The 23,973-nt window shown below is 44.2% G+C and carries 36 protein-coding genes; 4 read left to right on the top strand and 32 right to left on the bottom strand.

Features of this window, described 5'->3' with window-relative positions:
- The 27 genes from rpsK to MJ764_RS07210 all read right to left on the bottom strand — a co-directional run bounded on the left by rpsK (position 1) and on the right by MJ764_RS07210 (position 13,714).
- Positions 1 to 393, bottom strand: a complete 393-nt coding sequence (gene rpsK, locus MJ764_RS07340; RefSeq protein ID WP_025331688.1) for a 30S ribosomal protein S11 — start codon at positions 391 to 393, stop codon at positions 1 to 3.
- A 16-nt stretch (positions 394 to 409) separates the two neighbouring features.
- Positions 410 to 772: a 30S ribosomal protein S13 gene (gene rpsM / locus MJ764_RS07335; RefSeq protein WP_037406984.1), complete on the bottom strand. Its 363-nt coding sequence runs from the start codon at positions 770 to 772 to the stop codon at positions 410 to 412.
- Between the two features lie 58 nt (positions 773 to 830).
- Positions 831 to 944: a 50S ribosomal protein L36 gene (gene rpmJ / locus MJ764_RS07330; RefSeq protein WP_003697674.1), complete on the bottom strand. Its 114-nt coding sequence runs from the start codon at positions 942 to 944 to the stop codon at positions 831 to 833.
- An 18-nt stretch (positions 945 to 962) separates the two neighbouring features.
- On the bottom strand, positions 963 to 1,181 hold the full coding sequence (infA, locus tag MJ764_RS07325; RefSeq protein ID WP_037585332.1) for a translation initiation factor IF-1: 219 nt from the start codon (positions 1,179 to 1,181) through the stop codon (positions 963 to 965).
- 4 nt (positions 1,182 to 1,185) lie between these two features.
- Complete coding sequence (gene secY, locus MJ764_RS07320; protein WP_239325942.1) at positions 1,186 to 2,502, bottom strand: preprotein translocase subunit SecY; 1,317 nt, start codon at positions 2,500 to 2,502, stop codon at positions 1,186 to 1,188.
- Positions 2,503 to 2,515: 13 nt separating this feature from the next.
- The gene (gene rplO / locus MJ764_RS07315) at positions 2,516 to 2,950 is read right to left on the bottom strand and encodes a 50S ribosomal protein L15 (RefSeq protein WP_239325941.1); all 435 of its coding nucleotides are present in this window, start codon (positions 2,948 to 2,950) and stop codon (positions 2,516 to 2,518) included.
- A 1-nt stretch (position 2,951) separates the two neighbouring features.
- Positions 2,952 to 3,137 (bottom strand): 50S ribosomal protein L30, encoded by a 186-nt coding sequence (gene rpmD, locus MJ764_RS07310; protein WP_100100557.1) that lies wholly within the window; start codon positions 3,135 to 3,137, stop codon positions 2,952 to 2,954.
- Entirely contained in the window at positions 3,130 to 3,648 is a 519-nt protein-coding gene (gene rpsE, locus MJ764_RS07305) for a 30S ribosomal protein S5 (protein ID WP_093092412.1), read from the bottom strand. Before rpsE ends, rpmD begins: the two co-directional genes overlap by 8 nt.
- Positions 3,649 to 3,667: 19 nt before the next feature.
- A complete protein-coding gene (gene rplR / locus MJ764_RS07300; RefSeq protein ID WP_239325940.1) occupies positions 3,668 to 4,021 on the bottom strand; it encodes a 50S ribosomal protein L18 in 354 nt (117 codons plus the stop codon).
- Between the two features lie 13 nt (positions 4,022 to 4,034).
- Positions 4,035 to 4,568 carry a 50S ribosomal protein L6 gene (gene rplF / locus MJ764_RS07295; protein WP_100091198.1) on the bottom strand — a complete coding sequence of 178 codons (534 nt, stop codon included), beginning with the start codon at positions 4,566 to 4,568 and terminating at the stop codon, positions 4,035 to 4,037.
- Between the two features lie 9 nt (positions 4,569 to 4,577).
- Entirely contained in the window at positions 4,578 to 4,970 is a 393-nt protein-coding gene (rpsH, locus tag MJ764_RS07290; protein WP_100091197.1) for a 30S ribosomal protein S8, read from the bottom strand.
- 14 nt (positions 4,971 to 4,984) lie between these two features.
- Complete coding sequence (rpsN, locus tag MJ764_RS07285) at positions 4,985 to 5,290, bottom strand: 30S ribosomal protein S14 (RefSeq protein ID WP_037488465.1); 306 nt, start codon at positions 5,288 to 5,290, stop codon at positions 4,985 to 4,987.
- Positions 5,291 to 5,292: 2 nt separating this feature from the next.
- The gene (gene rplE, locus MJ764_RS07280) at positions 5,293 to 5,832 is read right to left on the bottom strand and encodes a 50S ribosomal protein L5 (RefSeq protein ID WP_025331698.1); all 540 of its coding nucleotides are present in this window, start codon (positions 5,830 to 5,832) and stop codon (positions 5,293 to 5,295) included.
- A 10-nt stretch (positions 5,833 to 5,842) separates the two neighbouring features.
- Positions 5,843 to 6,166 carry a 50S ribosomal protein L24 gene (rplX, locus tag MJ764_RS07275; protein WP_025331699.1) on the bottom strand — a complete coding sequence of 108 codons (324 nt, stop codon included), beginning with the start codon at positions 6,164 to 6,166 and terminating at the stop codon, positions 5,843 to 5,845.
- An 11-nt stretch (positions 6,167 to 6,177) separates the two neighbouring features.
- Entirely contained in the window at positions 6,178 to 6,546 is a 369-nt protein-coding gene (gene rplN, locus MJ764_RS07270) for a 50S ribosomal protein L14 (protein ID WP_025331700.1), read from the bottom strand.
- A gap of 232 nt (positions 6,547 to 6,778) precedes the next feature.
- Positions 6,779 to 7,042: a 30S ribosomal protein S17 gene (rpsQ, locus tag MJ764_RS07265; protein WP_025331701.1), complete on the bottom strand. Its 264-nt coding sequence runs from the start codon at positions 7,040 to 7,042 to the stop codon at positions 6,779 to 6,781.
- Positions 7,042 to 7,233 (bottom strand): 50S ribosomal protein L29, encoded by a 192-nt coding sequence (rpmC, locus tag MJ764_RS07260; RefSeq protein ID WP_025331702.1) that lies wholly within the window; start codon positions 7,231 to 7,233, stop codon positions 7,042 to 7,044. The genes rpsQ and rpmC overlap by 1 nt, the downstream gene beginning before the upstream one ends.
- On the bottom strand, positions 7,233 to 7,649 hold the full coding sequence (rplP, locus tag MJ764_RS07255) for a 50S ribosomal protein L16 (RefSeq protein WP_037394618.1): 417 nt from the start codon (positions 7,647 to 7,649) through the stop codon (positions 7,233 to 7,235). The genes rpmC and rplP overlap by 1 nt, the downstream gene beginning before the upstream one ends.
- Complete coding sequence (rpsC, locus tag MJ764_RS07250; protein WP_093092414.1) at positions 7,633 to 8,337, bottom strand: 30S ribosomal protein S3; 705 nt, start codon at positions 8,335 to 8,337, stop codon at positions 7,633 to 7,635. The genes rplP and rpsC overlap by 17 nt, the downstream gene beginning before the upstream one ends.
- A 9-nt stretch (positions 8,338 to 8,346) precedes the next feature.
- A complete protein-coding gene (gene rplV / locus MJ764_RS07245) occupies positions 8,347 to 8,676 on the bottom strand; it encodes a 50S ribosomal protein L22 (protein ID WP_037406961.1) in 330 nt (109 codons plus the stop codon).
- A 10-nt stretch (positions 8,677 to 8,686) separates the two neighbouring features.
- Positions 8,687 to 8,962: a 30S ribosomal protein S19 gene (rpsS, locus tag MJ764_RS07240; RefSeq protein ID WP_037406960.1), complete on the bottom strand. Its 276-nt coding sequence runs from the start codon at positions 8,960 to 8,962 to the stop codon at positions 8,687 to 8,689.
- A gap of 5 nt (positions 8,963 to 8,967) precedes the next feature.
- Positions 8,968 to 9,804, bottom strand: a complete 837-nt coding sequence (gene rplB, locus MJ764_RS07235; protein WP_100091193.1) for a 50S ribosomal protein L2 — start codon at positions 9,802 to 9,804, stop codon at positions 8,968 to 8,970.
- Between the two features lie 5 nt (positions 9,805 to 9,809).
- On the bottom strand, positions 9,810 to 10,124 hold the full coding sequence (gene rplW / locus MJ764_RS07230) for a 50S ribosomal protein L23 (protein WP_239325939.1): 315 nt from the start codon (positions 10,122 to 10,124) through the stop codon (positions 9,810 to 9,812).
- The gene (rplD, locus tag MJ764_RS07225) at positions 10,121 to 10,741 is read right to left on the bottom strand and encodes a 50S ribosomal protein L4 (protein WP_025331819.1); all 621 of its coding nucleotides are present in this window, start codon (positions 10,739 to 10,741) and stop codon (positions 10,121 to 10,123) included. The genes rplW and rplD overlap by 4 nt, the downstream gene beginning before the upstream one ends.
- Positions 10,741 to 11,385 (bottom strand): 50S ribosomal protein L3, encoded by a 645-nt coding sequence (gene rplC, locus MJ764_RS07220; RefSeq protein ID WP_239325938.1) that lies wholly within the window; start codon positions 11,383 to 11,385, stop codon positions 10,741 to 10,743. The genes rplD and rplC overlap by 1 nt, the downstream gene beginning before the upstream one ends.
- Before the next feature lie 260 nt (positions 11,386 to 11,645).
- Positions 11,646 to 12,530: a ribosome small subunit-dependent GTPase A gene (gene rsgA, locus MJ764_RS07215; protein WP_239325937.1), complete on the bottom strand. Its 885-nt coding sequence runs from the start codon at positions 12,528 to 12,530 to the stop codon at positions 11,646 to 11,648.
- 2 nt (positions 12,531 to 12,532) lie between these two features.
- Positions 12,533 to 13,714: a M48 family metallopeptidase gene (locus tag MJ764_RS07210; RefSeq protein WP_338053834.1), complete on the bottom strand. Its 1,182-nt coding sequence runs from the start codon at positions 13,712 to 13,714 to the stop codon at positions 12,533 to 12,535.
- A 468-nt stretch (positions 13,715 to 14,182) separates the two neighbouring features.
- Between MJ764_RS07210 and orn the strand changes: the two genes are divergently transcribed.
- From orn to MJ764_RS07195, 3 genes are read left to right on the top strand one after another with little or no spacing between them, the layout of a single operon-like run.
- Positions 14,183 to 14,731 (top strand): oligoribonuclease, encoded by a 549-nt coding sequence (orn, locus tag MJ764_RS07205; protein ID WP_239325936.1) that lies wholly within the window; start codon positions 14,183 to 14,185, stop codon positions 14,729 to 14,731.
- A 45-nt stretch (positions 14,732 to 14,776) separates the two neighbouring features.
- The gene (gene pgi / locus MJ764_RS07200; RefSeq protein ID WP_239325935.1) at positions 14,777 to 16,438 is read left to right on the top strand and encodes a glucose-6-phosphate isomerase; all 1,662 of its coding nucleotides are present in this window, start codon (positions 14,777 to 14,779) and stop codon (positions 16,436 to 16,438) included.
- Positions 16,419 to 16,892 (top strand): CinA family protein, encoded by a 474-nt coding sequence (locus tag MJ764_RS07195; RefSeq protein ID WP_239325934.1) that lies wholly within the window; start codon positions 16,419 to 16,421, stop codon positions 16,890 to 16,892. The genes pgi and MJ764_RS07195 overlap by 20 nt, the downstream gene beginning before the upstream one ends.
- Positions 16,893 to 16,997: 105 nt before the next feature.
- Here MJ764_RS07195 and MJ764_RS07190 read toward each other — a convergent pair whose 3' ends face one another.
- The gene (locus tag MJ764_RS07190) at positions 16,998 to 18,323 is read right to left on the bottom strand and encodes an ammonium transporter (protein ID WP_239325933.1); all 1,326 of its coding nucleotides are present in this window, start codon (positions 18,321 to 18,323) and stop codon (positions 16,998 to 17,000) included.
- A gap of 30 nt (positions 18,324 to 18,353) precedes the next feature.
- Positions 18,354 to 18,692 (bottom strand): P-II family nitrogen regulator, encoded by a 339-nt coding sequence (locus MJ764_RS07185; RefSeq protein WP_239325932.1) that lies wholly within the window; start codon positions 18,690 to 18,692, stop codon positions 18,354 to 18,356.
- Positions 18,693 to 19,237: 545 nt separating this feature from the next.
- Here MJ764_RS07185 and MJ764_RS07180 point away from each other — a divergent pair.
- Entirely contained in the window at positions 19,238 to 20,074 is an 837-nt protein-coding gene (locus MJ764_RS07180) for a DUF3579 domain-containing protein (protein WP_239325931.1), read from the top strand.
- 233 nt (positions 20,075 to 20,307) lie between these two features.
- Here MJ764_RS07180 and rpoH read toward each other — a convergent pair whose 3' ends face one another.
- From rpoH to MJ764_RS07165, 3 genes are all read right to left on the bottom strand, one after another.
- Positions 20,308 to 21,156 carry an RNA polymerase sigma factor RpoH gene (gene rpoH / locus MJ764_RS07175; protein WP_239325930.1) on the bottom strand — a complete coding sequence of 283 codons (849 nt, stop codon included), beginning with the start codon at positions 21,154 to 21,156 and terminating at the stop codon, positions 20,308 to 20,310.
- Between the two features lie 244 nt (positions 21,157 to 21,400).
- Positions 21,401 to 22,921 carry an apolipoprotein N-acyltransferase gene (gene lnt / locus MJ764_RS07170; RefSeq protein WP_239325958.1) on the bottom strand — a complete coding sequence of 507 codons (1,521 nt, stop codon included), beginning with the start codon at positions 22,919 to 22,921 and terminating at the stop codon, positions 21,401 to 21,403.
- Positions 22,922 to 23,135: 214 nt separating this feature from the next.
- Complete coding sequence (locus tag MJ764_RS07165) at positions 23,136 to 23,972, bottom strand: HlyC/CorC family transporter (protein ID WP_239325929.1); 837 nt, start codon at positions 23,970 to 23,972, stop codon at positions 23,136 to 23,138.
- Between the last annotated feature and the right edge of the window lies 1 nt (position 23,973).

Raw genomic sequence — 23,973 nt, 5'->3', positions numbered from 1 at the left:
TTAGATACGACGTTTTTTAGGTGGCCGACAACCATTGTGTGGCAATGGAGTAACGTCTGTAATACTGGTAATCTTAAAACCAAGAGCGTTGAGCGCACGTACAGAAGATTCGCGACCAGGACCCGGCCCCTTAATGCGAACTTCCAGATTTTTTACGCCATACTCTTGGGCAACTTTACCAGCTGCTTCTGCCGCAACCTGAGCGGCAAATGGTGTGCTCTTACGTGAACCTTTAAAACCAGCACCGCCAGAGGTAGCCCAAGATAATGCATTGCCCTGACGGTCAGTGATAGTAATGATGGTATTATTAAAAGATGCATGTACATGCACAATACCTTCACTTACGGATTTACGTACTTTCTTGCGCACACGAGCTGTGTTTGCTTTAGCCATTATTGTTCCTTATCAATTATTTCTTGCCTGCAATCGCCTTACGCGGACCTTTACGCGTACGTGCATTGGTACGGGTACGCTGACCACGACACGGTAAACCACGACGATGACGCAGACCACGATAACAGCCCATGTCCATCAAGCGTTTGATGTTCATGGTCACTTCACGACGCAAATCACCTTCTACATGGTATTTGGCAATCTGTTCACGTAAAGCATCAAGTTGAGCCTCGTCCAAATCTTTTACTTTTGTGCTCGGCACAACGCCGGCAGCTTCGCAAACTAGTTTAGCGCGAGACGAACCAATACCATAAATAGCCTGAAGGCCAATTACGATATGGGCATTGTTAGGGATATTTACCCCTGCAATACGAGCCATATTTTTTCCTTAGGGCAAAAAGTCTGTCACTATAACACAAAGACTTAAGGTTATCCAATTAGCCTTGGCGTTGTTTATGACGAGGATCAGTACAAATCACACGTACAACGCGGTTGCGACGAATGATTTTACAATTGCGGCAAATTTTTTTTACCGACGGCTGAACGCGCATATTATTTCCTTTCTACTCTTAGCGGGCGCGGAAAACGATGCGAGCACGAGACAAATCGTACGGAGTCAATTCCACAGTCACTTTATCTCCAGGAGAAATGCGAATGTAATGCATACGCATTTTTCCGGAAATATGACCTAAAACGACGTGATCGTTTTCAAGTTTAACTTTAAAAGTTGCGTTGGGCAGGGTTTCAAGGATTTCACCCTGCATCTGTATGGTATCTTCTTTAGCCATAATACTAACGACGTGATGATAATGATTTCATCGCAGATCGCTTCATTAAATGTTCGTACTGACTACTCATGACATATGAAGCAATTTGCGTTTTAAAATCCATGGTCACCACCACCAGAATAAGTAGTGAGGTGCCACCTAGGTAGAAAGGTACATTCATCGCAGAAGTCAGTACTTCTGGAATCAAGCACACGATAGCTATATAAATTGCGCCCCAAAAAGTCAAACGCAATACAACTTTCTCCAGATAACGGCTGGTTTGTTCACCAGGGCGGATACCCGGCACGAAAGCACCACTTTTCTTCAGATTTTCTGCCATTTCTCTTGGACTAAATACAAGAGCCGTATAGAAATAACAAAAGAAGATAATAGTAGCTGCAAATAGCAAAATATAAACAGGCTGACCATGCTGTAACAAACTGGCCAGTTTCTGTAGCCATCCATCCTGATTTGCCGAACCAAACCAGCTTAACAGGGTAGACGGAAACAGAATAATGCTGGATGCAAAAATCGGCGGAATAACGCCAGCCATATTCAATTTAAATGGTAAATGGGAATTTTGCGCCTGCATAATGCGATTACCAACCTGTCGCTTGGCATATTGCACAGGTACTTTGCGCTGCGCACTTTCGATATATACAACTGCATATATCAATGCCAAAGCACCAATTATCAGGGCAACAGCCATCAGATAACTAATGGAACCTTGACTGGTTAATGTCAATAGGCGACCAATACCGGCAGGCAGACTCGCTGCAATACCAGTTGTAATAATCAGCGAAATACCATTACCAATACCACGTTCAGTAATCTGTTCACCCAACCACATCAAAAACATGGTTCCGGTAACCAGACATACCATGGTTGAAAGATAAAACTCGAATTGGCCGGAAACTACTACATTTTGTTGGTAAACAAATGCAGCAGCTCCAAAACTTTGCAAGGTAGCCAGCAAAACAGTGCCATAACGCGTATATTTGGTCAAAGTGCGACGTCCGGCCTCCCCTTCCTTTTTAAGGGCTTTCAGGGAAGGAATAATTTCAGAAGCCAGTTGTACAATAATTGACGCTGAAATATAAGGCATCACACCTATTGCAAAGATACTGAATCGTTGCAGTGAACCGCCGGAAAACATATTAAGCATACTTAATATGCCTCCGCCGGCACTTTCATACAATTTGGTCAAAGCAGCACCGTCCACACCGGGCACTGGGATATGCGAACCGATGCGGAATACAACCAACGCACCAAGTAAAAATAACAGACGATTTTTTAAATCACCGAACTTTGAAAGTCCTGTTGCGGATTGCGGATTAGCCACTTGATTCCTTGCCTTATTCTGCTACTTTACCACCGGCAGCTTCAATGGCTTGTTGCGCACCTTTGGTGGCTTTAATACCATTTAAAGTTACCGCCTTATCAATACTGCCTGATGCAATGATTTTAACATTTAAGGCAGTAGCAGGCACTAATCCGGCCTGTTTCAGTACCAAAACATCAATTTCGTCAACTGCAACTTTAGCCAGATCATCTAAACGCACTTGGGCATTCAAACCGGCGGTTAAAGATTTAAAGCCACGTTTCGGCAGACGACGCTGTAAAGGCATCTGACCACCTTCGAAACCAACTTTATGATAACCACCTTTACGGCTTTTCTGACCCTTGTGACCACGGCCACAGGTTTTGCCTAAACCGCTGCCAATGCCACGACCCACGCGACGAGCCGCGTGTTTAGCACCTTCAGCAGGTTGAATGGTATTCAAAAGCATGTTACTTCTCCACTTTCAAAAGGTAGCTGATTTTGTTGATCATGCCACGATTTTCGGGGGTATCAAGCACCTCAACAGTATGCTCACGGTGACGTAAGCCCAGGCCGCGTGCACAGGCACGGTGAGCGGCAATAGTACCAATCAGGCTTTTAACCAGTGTAATGCGTACGGTTTTTTGCTCACTCATGATCTGCTCCTAAAATTTCTTCTACGGTCAGGCCACGTTTGGCAGCAATTTCAGCCGGCGTATACAGTTTAGACAAGCCATCCAGAGTTGCGCGAACAATATTGTATGGATTGGTTGAACCATGTACTTTAGCAGAGATATTATGAATACCCATTGCATCAAATACCAAACGCATTGGGCCACCAGCTTTCACGCCATTACCTTCTTTAGCAGGCTGCATGAATACTCGGGTAGCGCCATGACGACCAATTACTTCATGGTGAATAGTACTGCCGTTTAAAGGCACTTTAATCATATTACGACGGGCTTGATCCATAGCTTTCTGTACAGCTACAGGTACTTCTTTGGATTTACCTTTACCCATGCCGATACGACCATCGCCGTCACCAACTACGGTTAAAGCCGAGAAAGCCATAATGCGGCCACCTTTAACCACTTTGGTCACACGGTTTACGGCAACCATTTTTTCGATCAGGCCGTCACCGCGTTCTTCAGTTTCGTGTTTTGCCATATTTCTGGTCTCCAGTTTATTAGAAGCTCAAGCCGTTTTCACGAGCTGCCTCAGCCAAGGCTTTAACGCGACCATGGTATTGAAAACCTGACCGGTCAAATGCCACTGCTTCAATGCCAGCTGCTTTGGCTTTTTCAGCAATGCGTTTACCAACTACTACAGCAGCGTCAACATTGCTGCCATATTTGATGCTGGAACGCACATCAGCCTCCAGAGTAGAAGCCTGAGCCAATACTCGATCACCTTCAGCGCTAATAACCTGGGCATAAATGTGATTATTGGTGCGGAAAACGCACAATCTCACTTTGTTCAGAGCTGCAATTTTGGCACGGGTTTTACGTGCACGACGCAGTCTTGCTACATTTTTATCCATCAGTGAGCCTCAATTATTTTTTCTTGGTTTCTTTAATAACGACACGCTCATCAGCATAACGTACACCTTTACCTTTATAAGGCTCTGGCGGACGGAATCCACGAATTTCAGCGGCCACCTGCCCTACTACTTGCTTATCAGCACCGGCAATGATTACTTCGGTAGCTGAAGGAGTTGTGGCAGTGATGCCTTCTGGTAATTCATAGTTAATCGGATGAGAATAACCCAAAGAAAGATTTAATACTTTACCTTGAGCCTGAGCGCGATAACCTACACCAATCAGTTGTAGTTTTTTCTCAAAACCACTGCTTACGCCTACAACCATGTTGTGTAATAACGCACGTACAGTACCAGACAAAGCATTTGCTTTTGTACTGTTGTCGTTAGCGGTAATAACCAGCTGTCCATCATTCAGTGCCACATTTACTTCAGCATGTTGATGCAGGGATAATTCGCCGTTTTTACCTTTAACAATAATAGCCTCTGGAGAAAACTTAACGTCAACGCCAGCCGGAACCACTACCGGATGTTTTGCAATTCGAGACATGTTTTCCCCTTAGGCAACTACGCACAATAACTCACCGCCAATACCATTGGCACGGGCTTTACGGTCAGTCATTACGCCTTTAGAAGTGCTCACAATCACAACGCCCAAGCCATTCATTACAGAAGGGATGTCGTTGGAACCTTTGTATACACGCAAACCAGGACGTGATACGCGTTGAATGCGTTCAATCACAGGCTGACCAGCGTAGTATTTCAATTGTATTTCCAATGTTGCCTTGGTTTCAGCAGATACAACGAAGTCTTCTACATAACCTTCTTCTTTCAGAACTTTGGCAATAGCCACTTTTAATTTGGAAGAAGGCATGTTTACAGTAGCTTTATTCGCACGCTGAGCGTTACGAATGCGGGTCAACATATCGGAAATAGGATCATGCATACTCATATTTAATACTCCTATTACCAGCTGGCTTTGATTACGCCCGGAATTTCACCACGCATGGCGATTTCACGGATTTTGGTACGGGCCAAGCCGAATTTACGGAAATTACCACGCGGACGACCAGTCAAAGCGCAGCGACGACGTTGACGAACCGGAGCAGCATTACGCGGAATAGCCTGTAATTTCAGGCGTGCCTGAAACTGCTCTTCATCAGTCGCATTGGCATCATTGATGATAGCGAAAATGGCTTCGCGTTTGGCAGCATATTTTTTTGCCAAGGCTTCACGCTTCAGCTCACGATTAATAAGTGCTTTCTTAGCCATAATTAACCCTTAAACGGAAATTTGAACAGAGACAGCAGTGCTTTGGCTTCTGCATCAGTTTTGGCAGTTGTGGTAATGGTAATATTCAAACCACGCAAAGCATCGATTTTATCGTATTCAATTTCCGGGAAAATAATTTGTTCACGCACGCCCATGTTATAGTTACCACGGCCATCGAATGATTTACCATTCACGCCACGGAAGTCACGTACACGTGGCAGAGCAATGGCAATCAGGCGATCCAGAAACTCATACATACGGTCACGGCGCAAGGTTACCTTACAACCGATTGGATAGTTATCACGGATTTTGAAACCTGCGATTGACTTGCGTGCTACGGTTACTACCGGTTTCTGACCAGCAATTTTTTCCAGATCACCAACTGCATGTTCCATTACTTTTTTATCGGCAACCGCTTCACCTACACCCATATTCAGGGTGATTTTTTCAATACGCGGTACTTCCATGATAGATTTGTAACCGAACTGTTTGGTCAACTCAGGAACAACAGTGGTGTTATAAAAGTCTTTTAAACGAGCCATTGATTACTCCTTAAGCTCCCACGGCGGCACCGGTAGATTTGTATACACGGGTACGTACTACTTTTCCGTCTACTGTTTCTACCTTGATACCTACGCGGTCAGCTTTTTGGGTTTCCGGATTGAAAATCGCCACATTGGAAATAGCCAATGGCGCATCTTTGGTGATTACACCACCTTCAATCCCACGCATGGGGTTAGGTTTCTGGTGACGCTTAACGCGATTAACGCCGTCAACAATCACTTTATCACCCAGAACACGCACTACTTTACCCTGTTTGCCCTTATCTTTACCGGCAATAATGATCACCTGATCACCAGTTTTAATCTTTTTCATTGCAACCTCACTTACAGTACTTCAGGAGCCAATGAAACGATTTTCATGAATCGCTCAGTACGTAGCTCACGGGTTACCGGGCCAAAAATACGGGTACCAATTGGTTCCAGCTTGGTATTCAACAGCACGGCTGCATTGTTATCAAATTTGATCAGTGCTCCGTCGTTACGACGCACACCTTTAGCTGTACGTACCACTACAGCGTTATATACATCGCCTTTTTTAACGCGACCACGAGGAGCTGCGTCTTTTACGGCTACTTTGATAATGTCGCCTACAGATGCGTAGCGACGCTTAGATCCACCTAATACTTTGATGCACATTACACGGCGCGCACCAGAGTTGTCAGCCACATCTAAGATGGTCTGCATTTGAATCATGTTATTACCTTTTAAAATCCAACTTAATTTACCGCTTTCAATCAGCCTGTTACTACTTTATGGCTGTTTGAAACCATTAACGGTTCTAGTAAACCAGTCTTGGGTCCCGAAGGGAGAGTTCCGGCGAGCGCCGGATACTTTCAAGAAACTGAAAGTTAAGGAACGAAGTTTACAGACAATATCCGATTGTCGCAAGACTTCGTTCCCTAATTGCAGCACATTGTTGTGTTAATTACACATTGCGTGCTTTTTCAATCAGCTCTGTTACAACCCAGCTTTTGGTTTTTGACAATGGGCGACCTTCGGAAATGACAACAACGTCACCAATACCGTATTGGTTCTGCTCATCGTGTGCATGGATTTTGGTAGAACGGCGAATCACCTTGCCATACAGCGGGTGTTTTACCTTACGTTCCACCAGTACAGTTACGGTTTTATCCATTTTGTCGCTCACGACTTTGCCCTGCAAAGTACGTACGTTTTTAGCTTCAGTCATCATTCACCATCCTTCTGGTGCAAAATGGTTTTTACACGAGCAATATTACGACGCACTTTTTTCAGCTCACTGTTTTTACCCAGCTGGCCGGTGGCATGCTGCATACGCAGTCCAAACTGCGCTTTCAACAGGCCAACCAGTTCTTCGTTTAACTGCTCAACAGATTTGTCTTTCAATTCACTGGTTTTCATTATTGACCTACCTGGCGTTTAACAAATACGGTCTGAATCGGCAATTTGGCTGCAGCCAGCTCGAAAGCCTGACGTGCCAAAGTTTCATCTACACCATCCATTTCGTAGAGCATTTTGCCCGGCTGGATTTCAGCAATGTAATATTCTACATTACCTTTACCGCCACCCATACGTACCTGAATTGGTTTTTCTGTAATGGGTTTATCTGGGAATACACGAATCCAGATACGGCCACCACGTTTAATGTGACGGGTCATTGCACGACGTGCTGCCTCAATCTGGCGTGCAGTCAAACGGCCGCGACCCACAGCTTTCAGACCAAAATCACCAAAGCTAACTTTATTGCCACGAGTAGCAATACCGGTGTTGCGGCCTTTTTGCTGTTTGCGGTATTTCATTCTAGTTGGCTGCAGCATTTCGACCACCTGCCTTTCTGCTGTGTTTCTTATCCTGTTCCGGTTTGGCCTGAATTTCACCCGGTGTCAGTTCACCTTTATAAACCCAGACTTTGATACCGATAATGCCATATGTGGTTTTGGCTTCGCTAGTTGCGTAGTCAACATTGGCACGCAGGGTATGCAAAGGTACACGACCTTCACGATACCACTCGGTGCGAGCAATTTCGATACCGTTTAAACGGCCGGAAGACATGATTTTGATACCTTTGGCACCAACGCGCATGGCATTTTGCATAGCACGTTTCATGGCACGGCGAAACATTACACGTTTTTCCAACTGTGCAGCGATATTGTCTGCAATGATTTGCGCATCGATTTCCGGTTTGCGGATTTCTTCGATATTAACATGTACTGGCACACCCATGATTTTTTGCAAATCACGTTTTAATACTTCAATGTCTTCGCCTTTTTTACCAATTACAATACCTGGACGGGCACTATAAATGGTAATGCGTGCAGATTTAGCCGGACGTTCGATTACAACACGACCAACAGAAGCATTAGCCAGACGTTTACGCAAGAAATTACGTACGTCGATATCTTCTTTCAGCACTTTGGAAAAGTCGCCACTTTTGGCAAACCACTTGGAAGACCAATCTTTATTCACTGCCAGGCGAAAGCCTGTAGGGTTAATTTTTTGTCCCATCGCTTTTCCTTAGTTGCCCACAATCACGTTGATGTGACAAGTTTGTTTCTCGATGCGATTACCACGACCTTTGGCACGCGCCTGAAAACGTTTCAGACTTGGGCCTTTGTCGACATAGATGGTAACCACTTTCAGTTCGTCGATATCGGCACCTTCGTTATGCTCGGCATTAGCCACAGCAGATTCCAGTACCTTTTTGATCAACTCAGCACCTTTTTTCGGGCTGAATGTCAAAATATTCAACGCTTGGGCAATATCTTTGCCACGCACCAGATCAGCAACCAGACGGGCTTTTTGCGCAGAAATGCGGGCATTTTTATGTTGTGCACTAACTCTCATGTTTTATCCCTTATTTTTTAGCCTTCTTGTCAGCCAGATGGCCTTTGAAGGTACGGGTCAATGAGAACTCACCTAATTTATGACCAACCATATTGTCGCTGATGAATACAGGCACGTGGGTACGGCCGTTGTGCACAGCAATGGTCAGACCGATAAAATCAGGCAGAATAGTGGAACGACGTGACCAGGTTTTAATCGGGCGCTTGTCGTTAGTAGCACGAGCCGCATCGACTTTTTTCAGTAAATGCAGGTCGACATATGGGCCTTTTTTTAATGAACGAGCCATATCAGTTAACCTTTATTTGAGTAACGGCGGCGAACAATCATGTTGTTCGTGCGTTTATTACGACGAGTACGATAGCCTTTGGTCGGTGTACCCCATGGGCTAACCGGTTCACGAGCTTCACCAGTACGACCTTCACCACCACCATGCGGGTGATCTACTGGGTTCATTACCACACCGCGTACGGTAGGACGGATACCGCGCCAGCGTTTGGCACCGGCTTTACCCAGTTTTTGCAGGCTTTGTTCTTCGTTGCCTACTTCACCAATGGTGGCACGGCAGTCAACGTGGATTTTACGTACTTCGCCAGAACGCAAACGCAACTGGGCATATACACCTTCTTTAGCCAACAGTACAGCAGATGCGCCAGCTGAGCGGGCAATCTGAGCACCTTTACCCGGTTTCATTTCGATACAGTGGAGCGTTGTACCAACCGGAATATTGCGAATTGGCAGATTATTACCAGCCTTGATTGCAGCTTCGGATCCGGAAACAAGTACGGCGCCCACCTGTACATTGCGCGGAGCAATGATGTAACGGCGTTCACCATCGGCGAAACATAACAGTGCAATGTGTGCAGTACGGTTTGGATCGTATTCAATGCGTTCTACTTTAGCAGCAATACCGTCTTTATCGTTACGTTTGAAGTCTACAACACGGTAGTGGTGTTTATGGCCACCACCTTTATGACGGGTGGTAATCCGTCCACCGTGGTTACGACCAGCAGTTGAAGACTGTTTTTCCAATAATGGTGCATATGGTGCACCTTTGTGCAAGCCTTCTGTTACCACGCGTACCATGCCGCGACGGCCAGCAGAAGTCGGCTTCATTTTAACAATAGCCATAGTGCTTATTCCTTATCTGCAGAAGCGGCAGCAGATTCGATGTTCAGCTCTTGACCAGCCGCAAGGCTGACATAAGCTTTTTTCACATCACTGCGCTTACCGATGGTACGGCCAAAACGTTTACTTTTGCCTTTAATGAGAGTGGTGGCTACAGAATCCACTTTTACATTAAACAACAGTTCCACAGCAGCCTTGATTTCTGGCTTGGTGGCGTTTGGCAATACTTTAAACGTCATCTGGTTGCGTTTTTCAGCCAGCATGTTGCTTTTTTCAGAAACAACAGGAGCCAAGAGCACTTGCATTAAACGTTGTTGATTCATACCCATTGCTCCTCAAGTTGTGCAACTGCTGCTTTGGTAAGCACTACTTTCTTAAAGCGTAACAGATTGTACGGATCAGTTTGCTGTGCTTCCAGAACCAGTACATTCGGCAGGTTGCGGCTAGACAAGTAAACGTTTTCATCCAGCTGTTTGGTGATGAATAATACCTGCTCCATACCCAGATTTTTTACCTGTTCGGCAAATGCTTTGGTTTTAGGTGTAGCAGCAGACAATTCATCGATAACAAACAGGCGCTCGTCACGTACCAGCTGAGACAGGATGGCAGCCATACCCGCGCGATACATCTTGCGATTTACTTTCTGGGTAAAGTTTTCATCTGGTTTATTCGGGAACGCACGACCACCACTGCGCCACAGCGGAGAAGATGTCATACCGGAACGGGCACGGCCAGTTCCTTTTTGACGCCATGGTTTTTTAGTAGAGTGTTTTACTTCGGCACGAGTCAACTGTGAACGGTTACCGGAGCGGGCGTTAGCCAGAAAGGCGGTAACCAGCTGGTGCACCAGATCTTCATTGTATTCACGTGCAAACAATGCGTCAGAAGCAGCAACTGCGCCTGCAACCTGACCTTGAGCATCAATTAATTTCAGTTCCATTACGCACCTACCTTCACGCTCGGACGCACGACAACGTCGCTGTTAACCGCACCGGGCACTGCACCTTTCACCAGCAACAGCTGACGTTCGGTATCTACGCGTACGATTTCCAGATTCTGGATGGTGGATTTAACGTTACCGTACTGACCAGCCATACGTTTACCTGGGAATACGCGACCCGGATCCTGTGCCATACCGGTTGAACCTGGCACACGATGGGAACGGGAGTTACCGTGGGAAGCACGCTGAGAACCAAAATTGTGACGTTTGATGGTGCCAGAAAAGCCTTTACCTTTGCTGGTACCAGTGACATCAATCAACTGACCTGCTGCAAAAATACCGACATTAATTTCAGCACCCGCAGACAATTCAGCCAATTTTTCTTCAGAAACAGCAAATTCCACCAAGCCACGACCGGCTTCAACACCAGCCTTGGCAAAGTGACCTGCCTGTGCCTTGCTTACGCGATTGGCTTTTTTCTGACCGAAAGTCACCTGTACGGCAGTGTAGCCGTCGGTGGCTTCGGATTTGAGTTGAGTGACGCGGTTAGCAGACATGTCCAGTACAGTTACTGGAACTGAAGCGCCGTTCTCGTCGAACACGCGCGTCATGCCTACTTTGCGCCCAACCAGACCTAAAGTCATAGTTATTTCCTTTTATAAAGGGACCAATTACGATTGATTGGCCTCGCACAAATAAAGAATCTTGCCGACGTAAAATCGGCAAGATGGCGATAGTATCATGTTTATTCTGCCTGAATCAATTTTTTATGCAAGTAAAGCACGGATTTTTAGATAAAAAAACAACGTTTATGTTTTATATATGACTGCTTATGCGGTTTTTTTGAATTTTTCTGTCATCACATCTACATTTAATACAATATGATTTTTGCTTTTGACAAATTTTATCTGGTTAACTCATCAGTGATATTTTGCAGAAACTGGAGTCGCTCCGGTTTCAGTTTTCCATCTGCCACAGCCTGCTTAAGGGCGCAGCTTGGCTCCTGACGATGGCTACAATTATGAAAACGGCACTGTCCAATATATTGGTGCATATCGGGGAAATAATGTAGCAAATCGCTCACCTGCAAATGGTGCAGACCAAATGCCTGTAAACCAGGAGAGTCGATAAGCTGGCTATAGGCGTCCAGATCATACAACTGTGCATGGGTTGTGGTATGACGGCCGGAATCCAGTGCTGCTGAAATAGTACCCACCCGTGCCTGTTCTTTATCCAGTAAGGCATTGGTTAATGTAGATTTACCCATACCAGACTGGCCTAACAGGATTGCACATTCTCCCTGTAAATGCTGGCGCAGCGCAGCTACATCACACAAGGCACTGATATTTATCACCTCATAGTTTAAACTCTGATAAAACACCAATTTTTCCAGCCATTGTGCATTCTGGGGCAAATCTGCCTTGTTTAACACAATTAGCGGCGGTATGTTTGCTGCATCTGCGGCCAGCAGTGCGCGCTGTAACAATAGTTCACTCGGAGTGGGTACAGCGGCCAATACGATTAGCATCAACGTCACATTAGCAGCAATAAGCTTGCTGCGCGTGGCATCCTGACGGTAAAGCAGGCTACGCCGTGGTAAGTAATCTTCAATTACAGCCTGCTGCTGATTGATATGCCCGATATGAACTTCATCACCGCAGGCAAAATCAATTCTTTTTTTACGGGTGGTAGCTTCATAAGTTTTACCAGTAGGCGTGCGCACTATGAAGCGTCGTCCAAAACTGGTGATAATCTGCGCTGTCAATAACTCATTTACTTGCTGCACCATACTTAATCTGCCTTTGTGGCTGCCTGCAAAGCAGCAATGCGTTCCCGCGCACCCGGATGTGAGTCGTAAAACCGCGAATACCAGATATCACTAACCAGACTGGCTGCATTGGTGCGATAAAGTTTGGTTAAGGCCTGAATCAAATCATTGGCATTAGCATATTTTGCCGCAAATCGGTCTGCCTCAAATTCATTCTTGCGCGATACTACACTTGCTAATGGTGAAAACGGGAAAGTAAAAACCGGCAGCACCAGCATAAATAATAATAAAGCCATGGCATGACTGGGTTCATGTACACCCAAACCAAGATAAAAACCTGACTGTGGCAATAACCAGCCCAAAACCGCAAATACGATTAATGCCAGTATAAATGTGACAATCATTTGTTTGAATACATGTTTGTGGGCAAAATGCCCTAACTCATGCGCCAGAACTGCCTCAACTTCGCTTGTTTGCATATCTTTCAGCAAAGTATCAAAAAATACAATGCGTTTGTTTTTCCCTAGACCTGTAAAATAAGCATTACCATGCCCGCTGCGTTTGGAACCATCCATAACGAAAATACCGTCACTATGAAAACCAGTGCGTTGCAACAGGTTTTCGATTCGTATGCGTAATATCTCATCTTTTAATGGTTCAAATTTATTGAAAAGCGGAGCAATCCATTTGGGAAATGCCCACATCAGTAATAAAGAAAAAAGCACCCATACCAGCCACACAGCCAGCCACCAAGCACCGCCAAACCAGTGTGCCGCAATCAGGGTTCGCATCAGCAACAGGATAATATACAGCAAAGGTAAACCAACAATAATAGCTAACAGGCAACCCTTGAACTGATCAGCAAAAAACGTGGCCAGTGTCATTTTATTAAAGCCAAATTTAGCTTCCAGACGAAAACTGCGATACCAAGCCATTGGCCAGCCCAGAAGCATGTTAATCAACGCAAATAAGCCAATAAGTACGATTCCTTGGGCAATATTAGAATGTACCCACACCTGACTTAAACGCGCCAGCAAATCCAGCCCGCCACCAATCGTGAACAGCAACAACAATAACGCCTGAAACAAAATTTCATAACGCGCCAGACGTTGCTTGGCCAAAGTATAATCTGCCGCTTTCTGATGCTCCGCCAGTGAGACACTTTGTACAAAAGCCGCAGGTACATGGCTACGATGCGCTAACACAGTCTTACTCTGGCGCACAGACAAATATAGCTGGCCACATGTAGTGCATATAAAAAATAGTAAAAACAGCATATAAACTGTTTGGGCAGAAAGATAAAATGCCATAAAAATATACTATGCTTGAAAATAATAATTGTAGCGGAGTTTATCCATTACTGGTTAATAAAGCAGCACAATAGTCGGTAATCAGCCAGATATCACCACGATTACCAGTATTAATAATGATGTACTCTGCCTGAATATAATCTTGAAGCTGTACCAAATACCGATTACACCATAATGATAAAACAATCTTTCCGGATAATACTCATGCAAACCATCCAGATTTATTAGTTACAGTTTATCTTCTTTTAAAACGACTACAGCAACCCAATTGAGGGTACAGTTGCAGGTAAAAAATCAGGTTAAACTATCAACCATAATAGAAAAAAGCTAAAATGATGTTTTATTATTAATCAAAATTAAGATATGCAAAACGCTAAAAATCTTGCCTGGCTGGATATGGAAATGACCGGATTGAATCCAGATACTGACCGGATTATAGAAGTGGCCATGATTATCACAGATAGTGACCTGAATATACTGGCACAATCTGAGGTACTGGTTATTCACCAACCTGACAGTATTATTGACCATATGGATAAATGGAATACGGCTACCCATACCCGTACCGGTCTGGTGGACAAAGTAAAAGCATCTACCCTGACCGAAGCCGAAGCTGAAGAAAAATTACTAGCCTTTATCAGCGAATGGATACCAGAAAGAACCTCACCAATGTGTGGGAACTCCATTCATCAGGATCGTCGCTTTATGGTGCGCTACATGCCACGACTGGAAGCTTACTTCCATTACCGAAATCTGGATGTATCGACATTGAAGGAATTGGCAAAACGTTGGAATCCTGCCATTGCTAAAGGTGTCAGTAAAAAGGGCGCACATCAGGCTCTGGATGATATTAAGGAAAGTATTGAAGAAATGGCCTATTACCGCGAACATTTCTTAACAATATCTGCTTGATTTTGTATATTGCGCCATTAATCTTTGCTGAAATGCACTCTAGTCATGATGAATCCATTCTGTCCTATTAATCAGACAACCATTTGGGCACAACTGCATCAACACCAGCGTAGCACCCGTTTTTTGCACATGCGCGATCTATTTCGGCAACAGCCAGACCGTTTTGCGCAAATGCATGAGCAATTAAACGGCCTATTATTGGATTACAGCAAAAATCGTATTACTGAAGATACTCTGACATTATTAATTGAACTGGCAAACATTGCCGATGTACGTGGCTGGGCTGATAAGATGCGCCGTGGCGATAAAATCAATATCAGTGAAAATCGTGCCGTGCTGCATACAGCCCTCAGACTGCCACCATATGCTAAAGTATATGTGGACAATCATAATATCGTACCGGATATTCATTGTGAACTCGAACGTGCCTACAGCTTTGCCGAATCAGTGCGCAATGGTGAATATGTAGGCACTCATGGTGAGCGCATTACCGATATTATCAATATTGGTATTGGTGGTTCCCATCTTGGTCCAGAAATGGTCACACTGGCATTGCGTCCGTTTCAGCAGGTGGGGCTAAATATCCATTATGTTGCCAACGTTGATGGTGCCAACTTAATGCAGGTACTGGACAGCGTTAATCCAGCCACTACCATTTTCATTATTGCCAGTAAATCCTTCACCACACCTGAAACTTTGCTCAATGCGCAAACCGCGCGCAACTGGTTTTTACAGCAGGGAATGAGCGAGGCCGATATCGGCCGTCATTTTATGGCCATTACCAGTGCTGTTGCTAAGGCACAGGCCTTTGGCATTACTCCGGAACATATATTTGCTATGTTTGACTGGGTCGGAGGCCGCTATTCTGTCTGGTCTACTATTGGTCTATCGGTAATTTGTGCTATTGGTAAAGAAAATTTCCAGAATTTTCTAGCGGGCGGGCGGGCAATGGACGAACATTTTTTTCATGCGCCTTTACGACATAATATCCCCGTATTACTTGGCCTGATTGGTTTGTGGTATCACACTTTCTATACCACTACCAGCCATGCAATTATTCCTTATGATCATGGGCTACGCCGTCTGGCCGCACATTTGCAGCAGCTGGACATGGAAAGTAATGGTAAACAGGTAAGCCGTTATGGTGAGCGCCTAGATTTTGATACTGGCCCCATTATCTGGGGCGAAGAAGGTGTTAACTGCCAGCATGCTTTTTTCCAACTGCTTCATCAGGGGCCACGACTGATTTCCTCTGATTTTATTGTTCCGATTAACAGTTTTTACCATGTCAGTACCCAGCATAAAGTTCTGGCAGCCAATGCCTTTGCTCAGACTGAAGCATTAATGCGTGGCAAAACATTGACAGAAGCATATGCAGAACTTGTACATCTGGACAATAAATACCGTGATATCATGGCACCACAGAAAGTATTTCCCGGCAATCAGCCTTCCAATACACTGCTACTGGATGAAATCAACCCATTTAATCTGGGCATGCTACTGGCCATGTATGAACATAAAGTATTTGTACAAGGAGTAATCTGGGGGATTAATTCGTTCGATCAGTGGGGTGTGGAATACGGCAAAGTTTTGGCCAAAAATATTGAGCCGGAGTTGAGCACAGACGATCCGCTAGACCATGATGCTTCTACTAACGGCCTCATTAACTATTTTAGAAAACATCACCATGACACAAACCTTGCTTGATATCACCACCAAACTGGATGCACTGGGGCATACCGTAACCTGTGCCGAATCGTGTACTGGTGGTCTGCTGGCAGCAGAGCTGACCCGCCTACCAGGCAGTTCCGGCTGGTTTAACATGGGTTACATTACTTATAGCAATCAGGCCAAACAGCAACTGCTTAATGTTAATGATACTACTTTGCGTCATTATGGCGCTGTTAGTGAGGAATGCGTGCGCGAAATGGCTTTGGGTGCATTGATTGATGCCAAGGCAGATTATGCCCTTTCTGTTTCCGGTATTGCAGGGCCAGCTGGCGGCAGCGCTGAAAAACCAGTTGGCACTGTATGGTTTGCACTAGCAACCAAACAACGCATCTGGGCCAAACATCACCAGTTTAATGGTGATCGTAATATGATTCGAACACTTGCAGTAGAATATGCATTGCGTTTTTTACATCAGTATTTATACCGCTAGGCTGGATTATATCAAGCAAAAAAACTGAACAGACAAATTAAAACCAGCCAGCTTTTCAAAACCGGCCAGTTTTTCATTTCCATTAGTTCGCAAAGTTAACTATTTTTATTCAATACGCTCACCATGGATACTCACGTCCATACCTTCGCGTTCAGCATCATGGTCAATACGTAAACCGCGACAAGCAATTGCTACAATTTTAAGAATCAGATAAGTCATCATCACACTGTACACAACGGTAATGGCTACATCCTTAATTTGTACCAGTAGCTGAGTGCCAATCGTGGCTTCTCCACCAAAAATAGTATTACTGAACAGCAGACCAGTTAAAATTGAACCCACAATACCACCAAAGCCATGAATACCAAAAGCATCAAGTGAATCATCATAACCAAATCTGCGTTTTAAAAATACCGCTGCAAAATAAGCAGCAACAGCCGTTAGCGCTCCAATCATCAGCGCAGCCTGTGGTCCAACAAAACCAGCTGCAGGTGTAATTCCCACCAGACCGGATACGGCACCGGAAGCCATACCTAAAGCAGATGGCTTATGTCCGGCCAATTTTTCACACAACATCCACGTTAGTGCAGCAGCTGCAGCAGCCACTTGAGTAACAGCCATGGCCATACCAGCAGAAGCATCCGCAGCGCCGGCAGAGCCGGCATTAAAGCCAAACCAGCCCACCCATAGCATGGCAGCACCAGTTAAAGTTAATACCATATTATGTGGTGCCATCACATCTTTACCATAACCCAAACGTTTACCAATCACCAATGCGGCTACCAAACCGGCAATACCGGCATTAATATGCACGACTGTCCCACCGGCAAAATCCAGAACTGGCGTATGCGTATCAGCCATAAAACCGCCGCCCCAAACCCAATGACATATTGGCGCATATACAAAAGTTACCCAGAGACCAGAAAACAATAATAAGGCTGAAAATTTCAAACGTTCAGCAAAAGCACCTGTCACAATAGCGGTAGATATAATCGCAAAGGTCATTTGAAAAAACATAAATACCGACTCGGGAATAGTACCGTCTCCATTAACAATAGTAGTCATTTCTCTGGTTTGATCCAATCCCATACCACCAAGCATAAAACGGTCAAAACCACCAATAAATGCATTACCCGGCGTAAAAGCAAATGAATAGCCTATTATCATCCATAGTACACTTACCAGCGCAGCAACCACAAAGCTGTGCATCATGGTGCCGAGCACATTTTTTTTGCGTACCATCCCACCATAAAACAAGGCTAAGCCAGGCACCGTCATCAACAGAACCAGTACCGCAGAAGTCATTACCCACGCCGTGTTACCCGCATTTATCTCCGATAGCGGCCGCCACCAGCCAGACAAATCAGCAGCCAATAGCGGCAATGGCAATAACAGTGCTGCCGTTATCACACAGTTTTTAATCCGATTCATTTTCTTTCCCTTATTGATTATCCGCACTATCTATACCGCTGCCGAACCTGACTCTCCGGTACGGATTCGTACTACTTCATCTACAGGCGAAACAAAAATCTTGCCATCACCCACTTTACCCGTTTTGGCACTGGTAATAATGACTTCAACAGCACGCTCTACCAGCTCATCCACCAGCACAATTTCTATTTTGATCTTGGGTAAAAAGTCCACTTCATATTCAGCGCCGCGATAGATTTCGGTATGGCCCTTTTGTCGGCCAAAACCTTTCACTTCGCTTACCGTCATTCCCTGCACGCCTATTTCTGCCAGAGCTTCGCGGACATCATCCAGTTTGAAAGGTTTAATCATCGCTGTGATTTTTTTCATATAACACCTCTTTATTAAAATCCACTATACCCCGTCAACCAAGCATTCCGAAGTAGTAAACCACCCAGTTACACTTAACTATGTTGTTCGGTTTACAGTAATCAACAGTAACTCATCACACCATACATCTTCCTTTTAAATTTGCAAAGATGTATCAAAATTACTGAGGTATTAATTTCTACTTTCCCGTAATTTACTCATTATCTACTGCTGTCGTAACTCCAGTACAGGCCACAAAATATAGTAAATACAATTAAGAAAATAAAAAATCCAGAACATCAATTATGGATATTAATTCACAACAACGAATGTTTATCTGCACCTTACTTCTTCTGCTGCTATAACTTGGTTCAGATAACATCGGCCAAAAAAAACTGTACAGATGTTATAAAACTACATATAGCCATTGAAATATATAATCATTCTAAAAGTGAGCACCCACAGCTGACATGCATCAATCAGTTACTATCAGGTATAATCACACGCTAACAGTAAAATAAACACATACACATTATTAAGACTTTTGTTTCTATCAAGAGGCCAACATGCTAATTTGCAATCCATATGAAATTGTTATTCAAGGCATGACACATAATAATAAACGTTTTCGCCCTAGCGACTGGGCCGAGCGTCTGTGCGGGGTTTTATCTTCTTTTGATCAGGGGCACCGTCTGTCCTATCATCAATGGGTTCGGCCGATCCTGGTAGACAATATCCGCTGTGTTGCCGTTGACCGCAAACTGGAACAGATCAGTGCTACTGCTTTTAATTTCCTGATGGATTTCGCCCGTGACAATGATTTACGTATTCTGGACTGCAAAGCCTTATTGGAAGAACAAGAACATAAACAGATTAACTTAACCGACGCGATGGCTCAAGAAAATGCCACTACAACACAACAGCCAATAAATCCACAGACAGAAGCAGTAGAACATCATGCTCTGGTTAATCAATTACGTGAGCTGACATCAGCAGAAACCACCTCTGCTTTTGCTGCATTACACCTGTTACACCCTAATATTCGCGATATTACCCAGTTTCAGGAACTGGTAATGATTCAACAGGCAGAAGGTTATCGCCTGTTAGGGATATTTGAGGAAGGCAAACAGAACGCCATAACCATTTGTGGTTTCCGTATTGTGACTAACTTTGCGTGTGGACGCCATTTACGCATTGATGATTTGGCCAGCCATCATTTACCAATTGCCGATGAGCAGGTTAGCCAAATTTTTGAGGCGCTGAAAATAATTGCAGTTAAAGAAAATTGCAACAGTATTCATGCTGACTCAAGTGTATCCTCAGATAATAGCAATATGCATCACGTGTACCTGAAACATGGCTTTGTCTTAAGCAGCCATAAATTTAGCTTGAAACTTGATTAAGTAAACACATCAGAGGCATATTCATAAAAAACAGAATATTCACTATTCTGTTTTTTATGAATGAACACTAGCCATTAAGCCAGATTAATATTATCAGGTCTACAGCTTCTGGCTATGCGGTATCAATAAACACAAATATTACAAACGGATTACATCACATTTTTCATTTCCCCAAAATGGTAAAACCGGATTAAAGCTATCCTTTAATCCGGCTAAATAATAGTCCGTTACCCTTACTCGGCTTCTGCCAGATAACCACGTAATTTCTGCATTGCCTTGGCTTCAATCTGACGGATACGCTCAGCGGATACACCATACTCACCGGCAAGATCATGCAGGGTTAAGCCACCATCATCTGCCAGCCAGCGACTTTCAACAATATGGCGACTGCGATCATCCAGTTTGGCGAGTGCTGTCTGCAAGCCCTCAGTCTGCAACGCATAATGTGCCTGTTGTGCCAGTACTTGTGTTGGCTCGGTAGTGCTATCAGTTAACCAGTCTATCGGCGCAAAATTATCTTCATCATCATTCTCTGCCAGCAGCGACATGTCCTTACCGGTCATGCGCTGTTCCATTTCCATAACTTCAGAGAGCTTTACACCTAAATCATCGGCAATCGACTGCGCTTCTTTATTACTCAATGCAGCCATGGATTTACGCATACTGCGTAAATTGAAAAACAGCTTGCGCTGTGGCTTAGTGGTAGCGACACGCACCAAACGCCAGTTACGTAAAATAAATTCGTGAATTTCAGCTTTAATCCAGTGTACCGCAAACGAAAACAGACGTACGCCACGGCTTGGCTGAAAGCGTTTTACCGCTTTCATCAAACCAATATTGCCTTCCTGAATCAAATCCGCCTGATTCAGGCCGTAACCATCATAACCACGTGCAATGGAAACCACGACACGCAGGTGAGATAAAATCAGTTTTTTAGCAGCCTCTAAATCCCCTTCGGTCTGGCGTACCGCCAAATCCTGCTCTTCCTCAAGGGAAAGCATAGGAATATTGTTTACGGTATGAATGTATTGCTCCAAACTACCATGCCCAGTCGGCACGGGTAATGCAAAAGCGGTATTCATGCCTGTCCTTTCTGTGTGTGCCCAGTTATTTTAATTACCCTACTTGCAACACAATAACATATTGTTTGTTACAGGAAAACCAATCAATCAATAACCAAGCTAATAATTTATCATTGTAATTAAAATATGAATGTACTTCAATTACTATTTATGATTCGTTCATTATTGGTAAAATAATGTATTTAGAAAATTTCGATTGTAGAAATTTATCATTATATACATCATATACATCAATCTAGTTTATTCAATGGCGATAACGTCCATACACGCCGATTATTAACAATAAAAGCAAACTGATAAAAGCTAAAGGCCAGCTACTTCCCAGCCACATATAAGGCGTATTACCTCGATAACCAGATATTTCTCCTTCCAGTACAGCAGCGGTATCAGGTTTCAGCTGTGCCACAATTTTGCCCTTGGGATTAATAATGGCTGTCATACCTGTATTGGTAGCACGTACTATATAGCGCCCGGTTTCCAGTGCTCGTGCCTGTGACTGCTGCAAATGCTGCTGCATGGCATGTGAATGTCCGTACCAGGCCATATTGCTTACATTTGCCAGCAGACTGGCTTGTTTGGCCGCCGCGATTAATTCATCACCAAAACCGTCTTCATAGCAGATATTAAAAGCAACACGCTGGTTAGCTAACTGTAATGGTGCCTGAACAGAACCACCGTTGGAAAAGCCTGCCAGTGGCATATCCATCCAGCGATACAACCAGCCCAGCAATAGCGGTAATGGAATATACTCTCCAAACGGAACCAGATGATTTTTAGCATAATATGGTAACCCAGTTTTAGATGGGGTAGCAGTAAAATTAACCACTGTGTTCAAATAACCGGTTCCATCTGCCGTATACTGGGGAATACCAACGGCCAATGCGGAACCATGTTTACGTGCAAGATGGGCAAATATATCCAGCTGTTCTGGTGGCATATCCTGCCGCATTACCGGAATGGCTGTCTCTGGCAGAATAACGATACTGGCACGTGTACTGGCTATCTGATCAAGATAGCGCTGTAGGGTTGGTTGTAATAAACGCTCATCCCATTTAAGCGATTGTGGAATATTACCTTGCGCCAGGGCAACTGTTGCATGGGTACCATCTGTCTGGGTAAAGTTGTATTGTAATAAACCTGCTCCTAGCAACCACATGCTTATCAGGCCTATACCACAAGCAATTTTTGCCTTGCGTTTTTTTGCCAGTAACAGTTCAGCCAACCATGCACCACTGGCAACAGTAGCTAGTGTCACCAGAAAAATACCACCTACTGGCGCAAAACCGGCTAAAGCCGAATTTGCTATTTGGCTATAGCCCCAAACACCCCAGCCAAAGCCGGTTAGTGCGCGTTCTCGTACAAATTCAGCCAATGTCCATAATAGTGGTAATACCACAGTATGACAGGTTGTACTGGAGAACCTGAATTTTCCCAACAACCAGAATACCAGAGCAGGATAAATAGCCAGATAGGCTGGTAACAGTATGGTTAGTGGCCATGCTAAAAACTGTGGCAATCCGGCAATATCATGTAAAGCGATGTCTATCCAGTACAGTAGTGCTGTATAGGCCGTCAGTGCCCAAAGATAGGCAGAACGAATACGCCATTGTGGCCGTGCAGTCTGTAAAAGCAGTAATACGGCCAGCAAAACAGGTAGCAGCCAATAATGATAATAGGGAGCAAATGCAAATGGCACCAGAGCTGCTGACAATAATAATAGCGGCCAATACACCCATGCTTTTGCTAAAACAGTATAATATTTCATACCAAAAGGATGCTGCACAGACATATCCAGTTTATTAGTCACATAAAGCTCCACAGCCTTTAGTCAGCCGAATTCAATCTGATTAATCACTATAGCAAAAACTCGCATTTATTAGTCTGAACCTATATTTTCTACCTGTACTAAAGCAGTATATTTCAGAAGCAGTGCCAAACCACTGGTATTTTCACACACAACTATATTAGATACTTAAATATTAATGAGCATTATTTTTTACAGTTACCATTAATGTCTGTAAACGCCGAGCATCAGCTCTAGCTACTGTGAAATTCAATTTACCAATGGTAATTTTTTCACCCCGTACTGGCATGTGACCTAATTCCTGAATCACCAGACCACCAATAGTGTCTACTTCATCATCAGAATAATCGGTACCAAAAAATGCATTGATATCTTCGATTTCTGTAACAGCATTCACACGAAAACGTTCAGCGGACACAGCAAAGATATTATCGGCACCATCATCTTCATCAAACTCGTCTTCAATATCGCCGATAATAGGTTCAATCACATCTTCGAATGTCACTAGTCCTGATGTACCGCCATATTCATCTACCACAATGGCCATGTGATTACGTTGCTCACGAAATTCCTTTAGCAGTGTGTTTAGAGATTTGCCCTCAGGGACAAACACCGCCGGACGCAGTACCTGTTCTAGCTGGAAATGTTCACATCTGCCCCAGTATTTAAGTAAATCCTTAGCATGCAGGATACCCAGAATCTCATCTTTATCTTCACCAATCACTGGAAAGCGTGAATGGGTTGTATCAATAATATAAGCAATAATTTTATCTAACGGATCTTCTATTTTAATCACGTCCATCTGGCTGCGCGTTATCATCGCATCACGCACTTCCAGATCAGCAAAATCCAGTACATTTTCTAGACACTGTAAGGTATCTGCATCAAAAACTTGCCGCTCATGCGCTTCCCGCAGAGTTTGCAATACGTCTTCTTCAGTATCTGGAGCCTCTCCAGATATACGATTTACCAATCGCTCAAAAAATCCGGGTTTCGACGAACTTTCGTCCATA

The organism is Snodgrassella gandavensis, from assembly GCF_914768025.1.
Classification (GTDB): Bacteria; Pseudomonadota; Gammaproteobacteria; order Burkholderiales; family Neisseriaceae; genus Snodgrassella; species Snodgrassella gandavensis.
The sequence above is the reverse complement of the archived record's forward strand: the minus strand, read 5'-3'. Positions and strand labels throughout refer to the sequence as shown.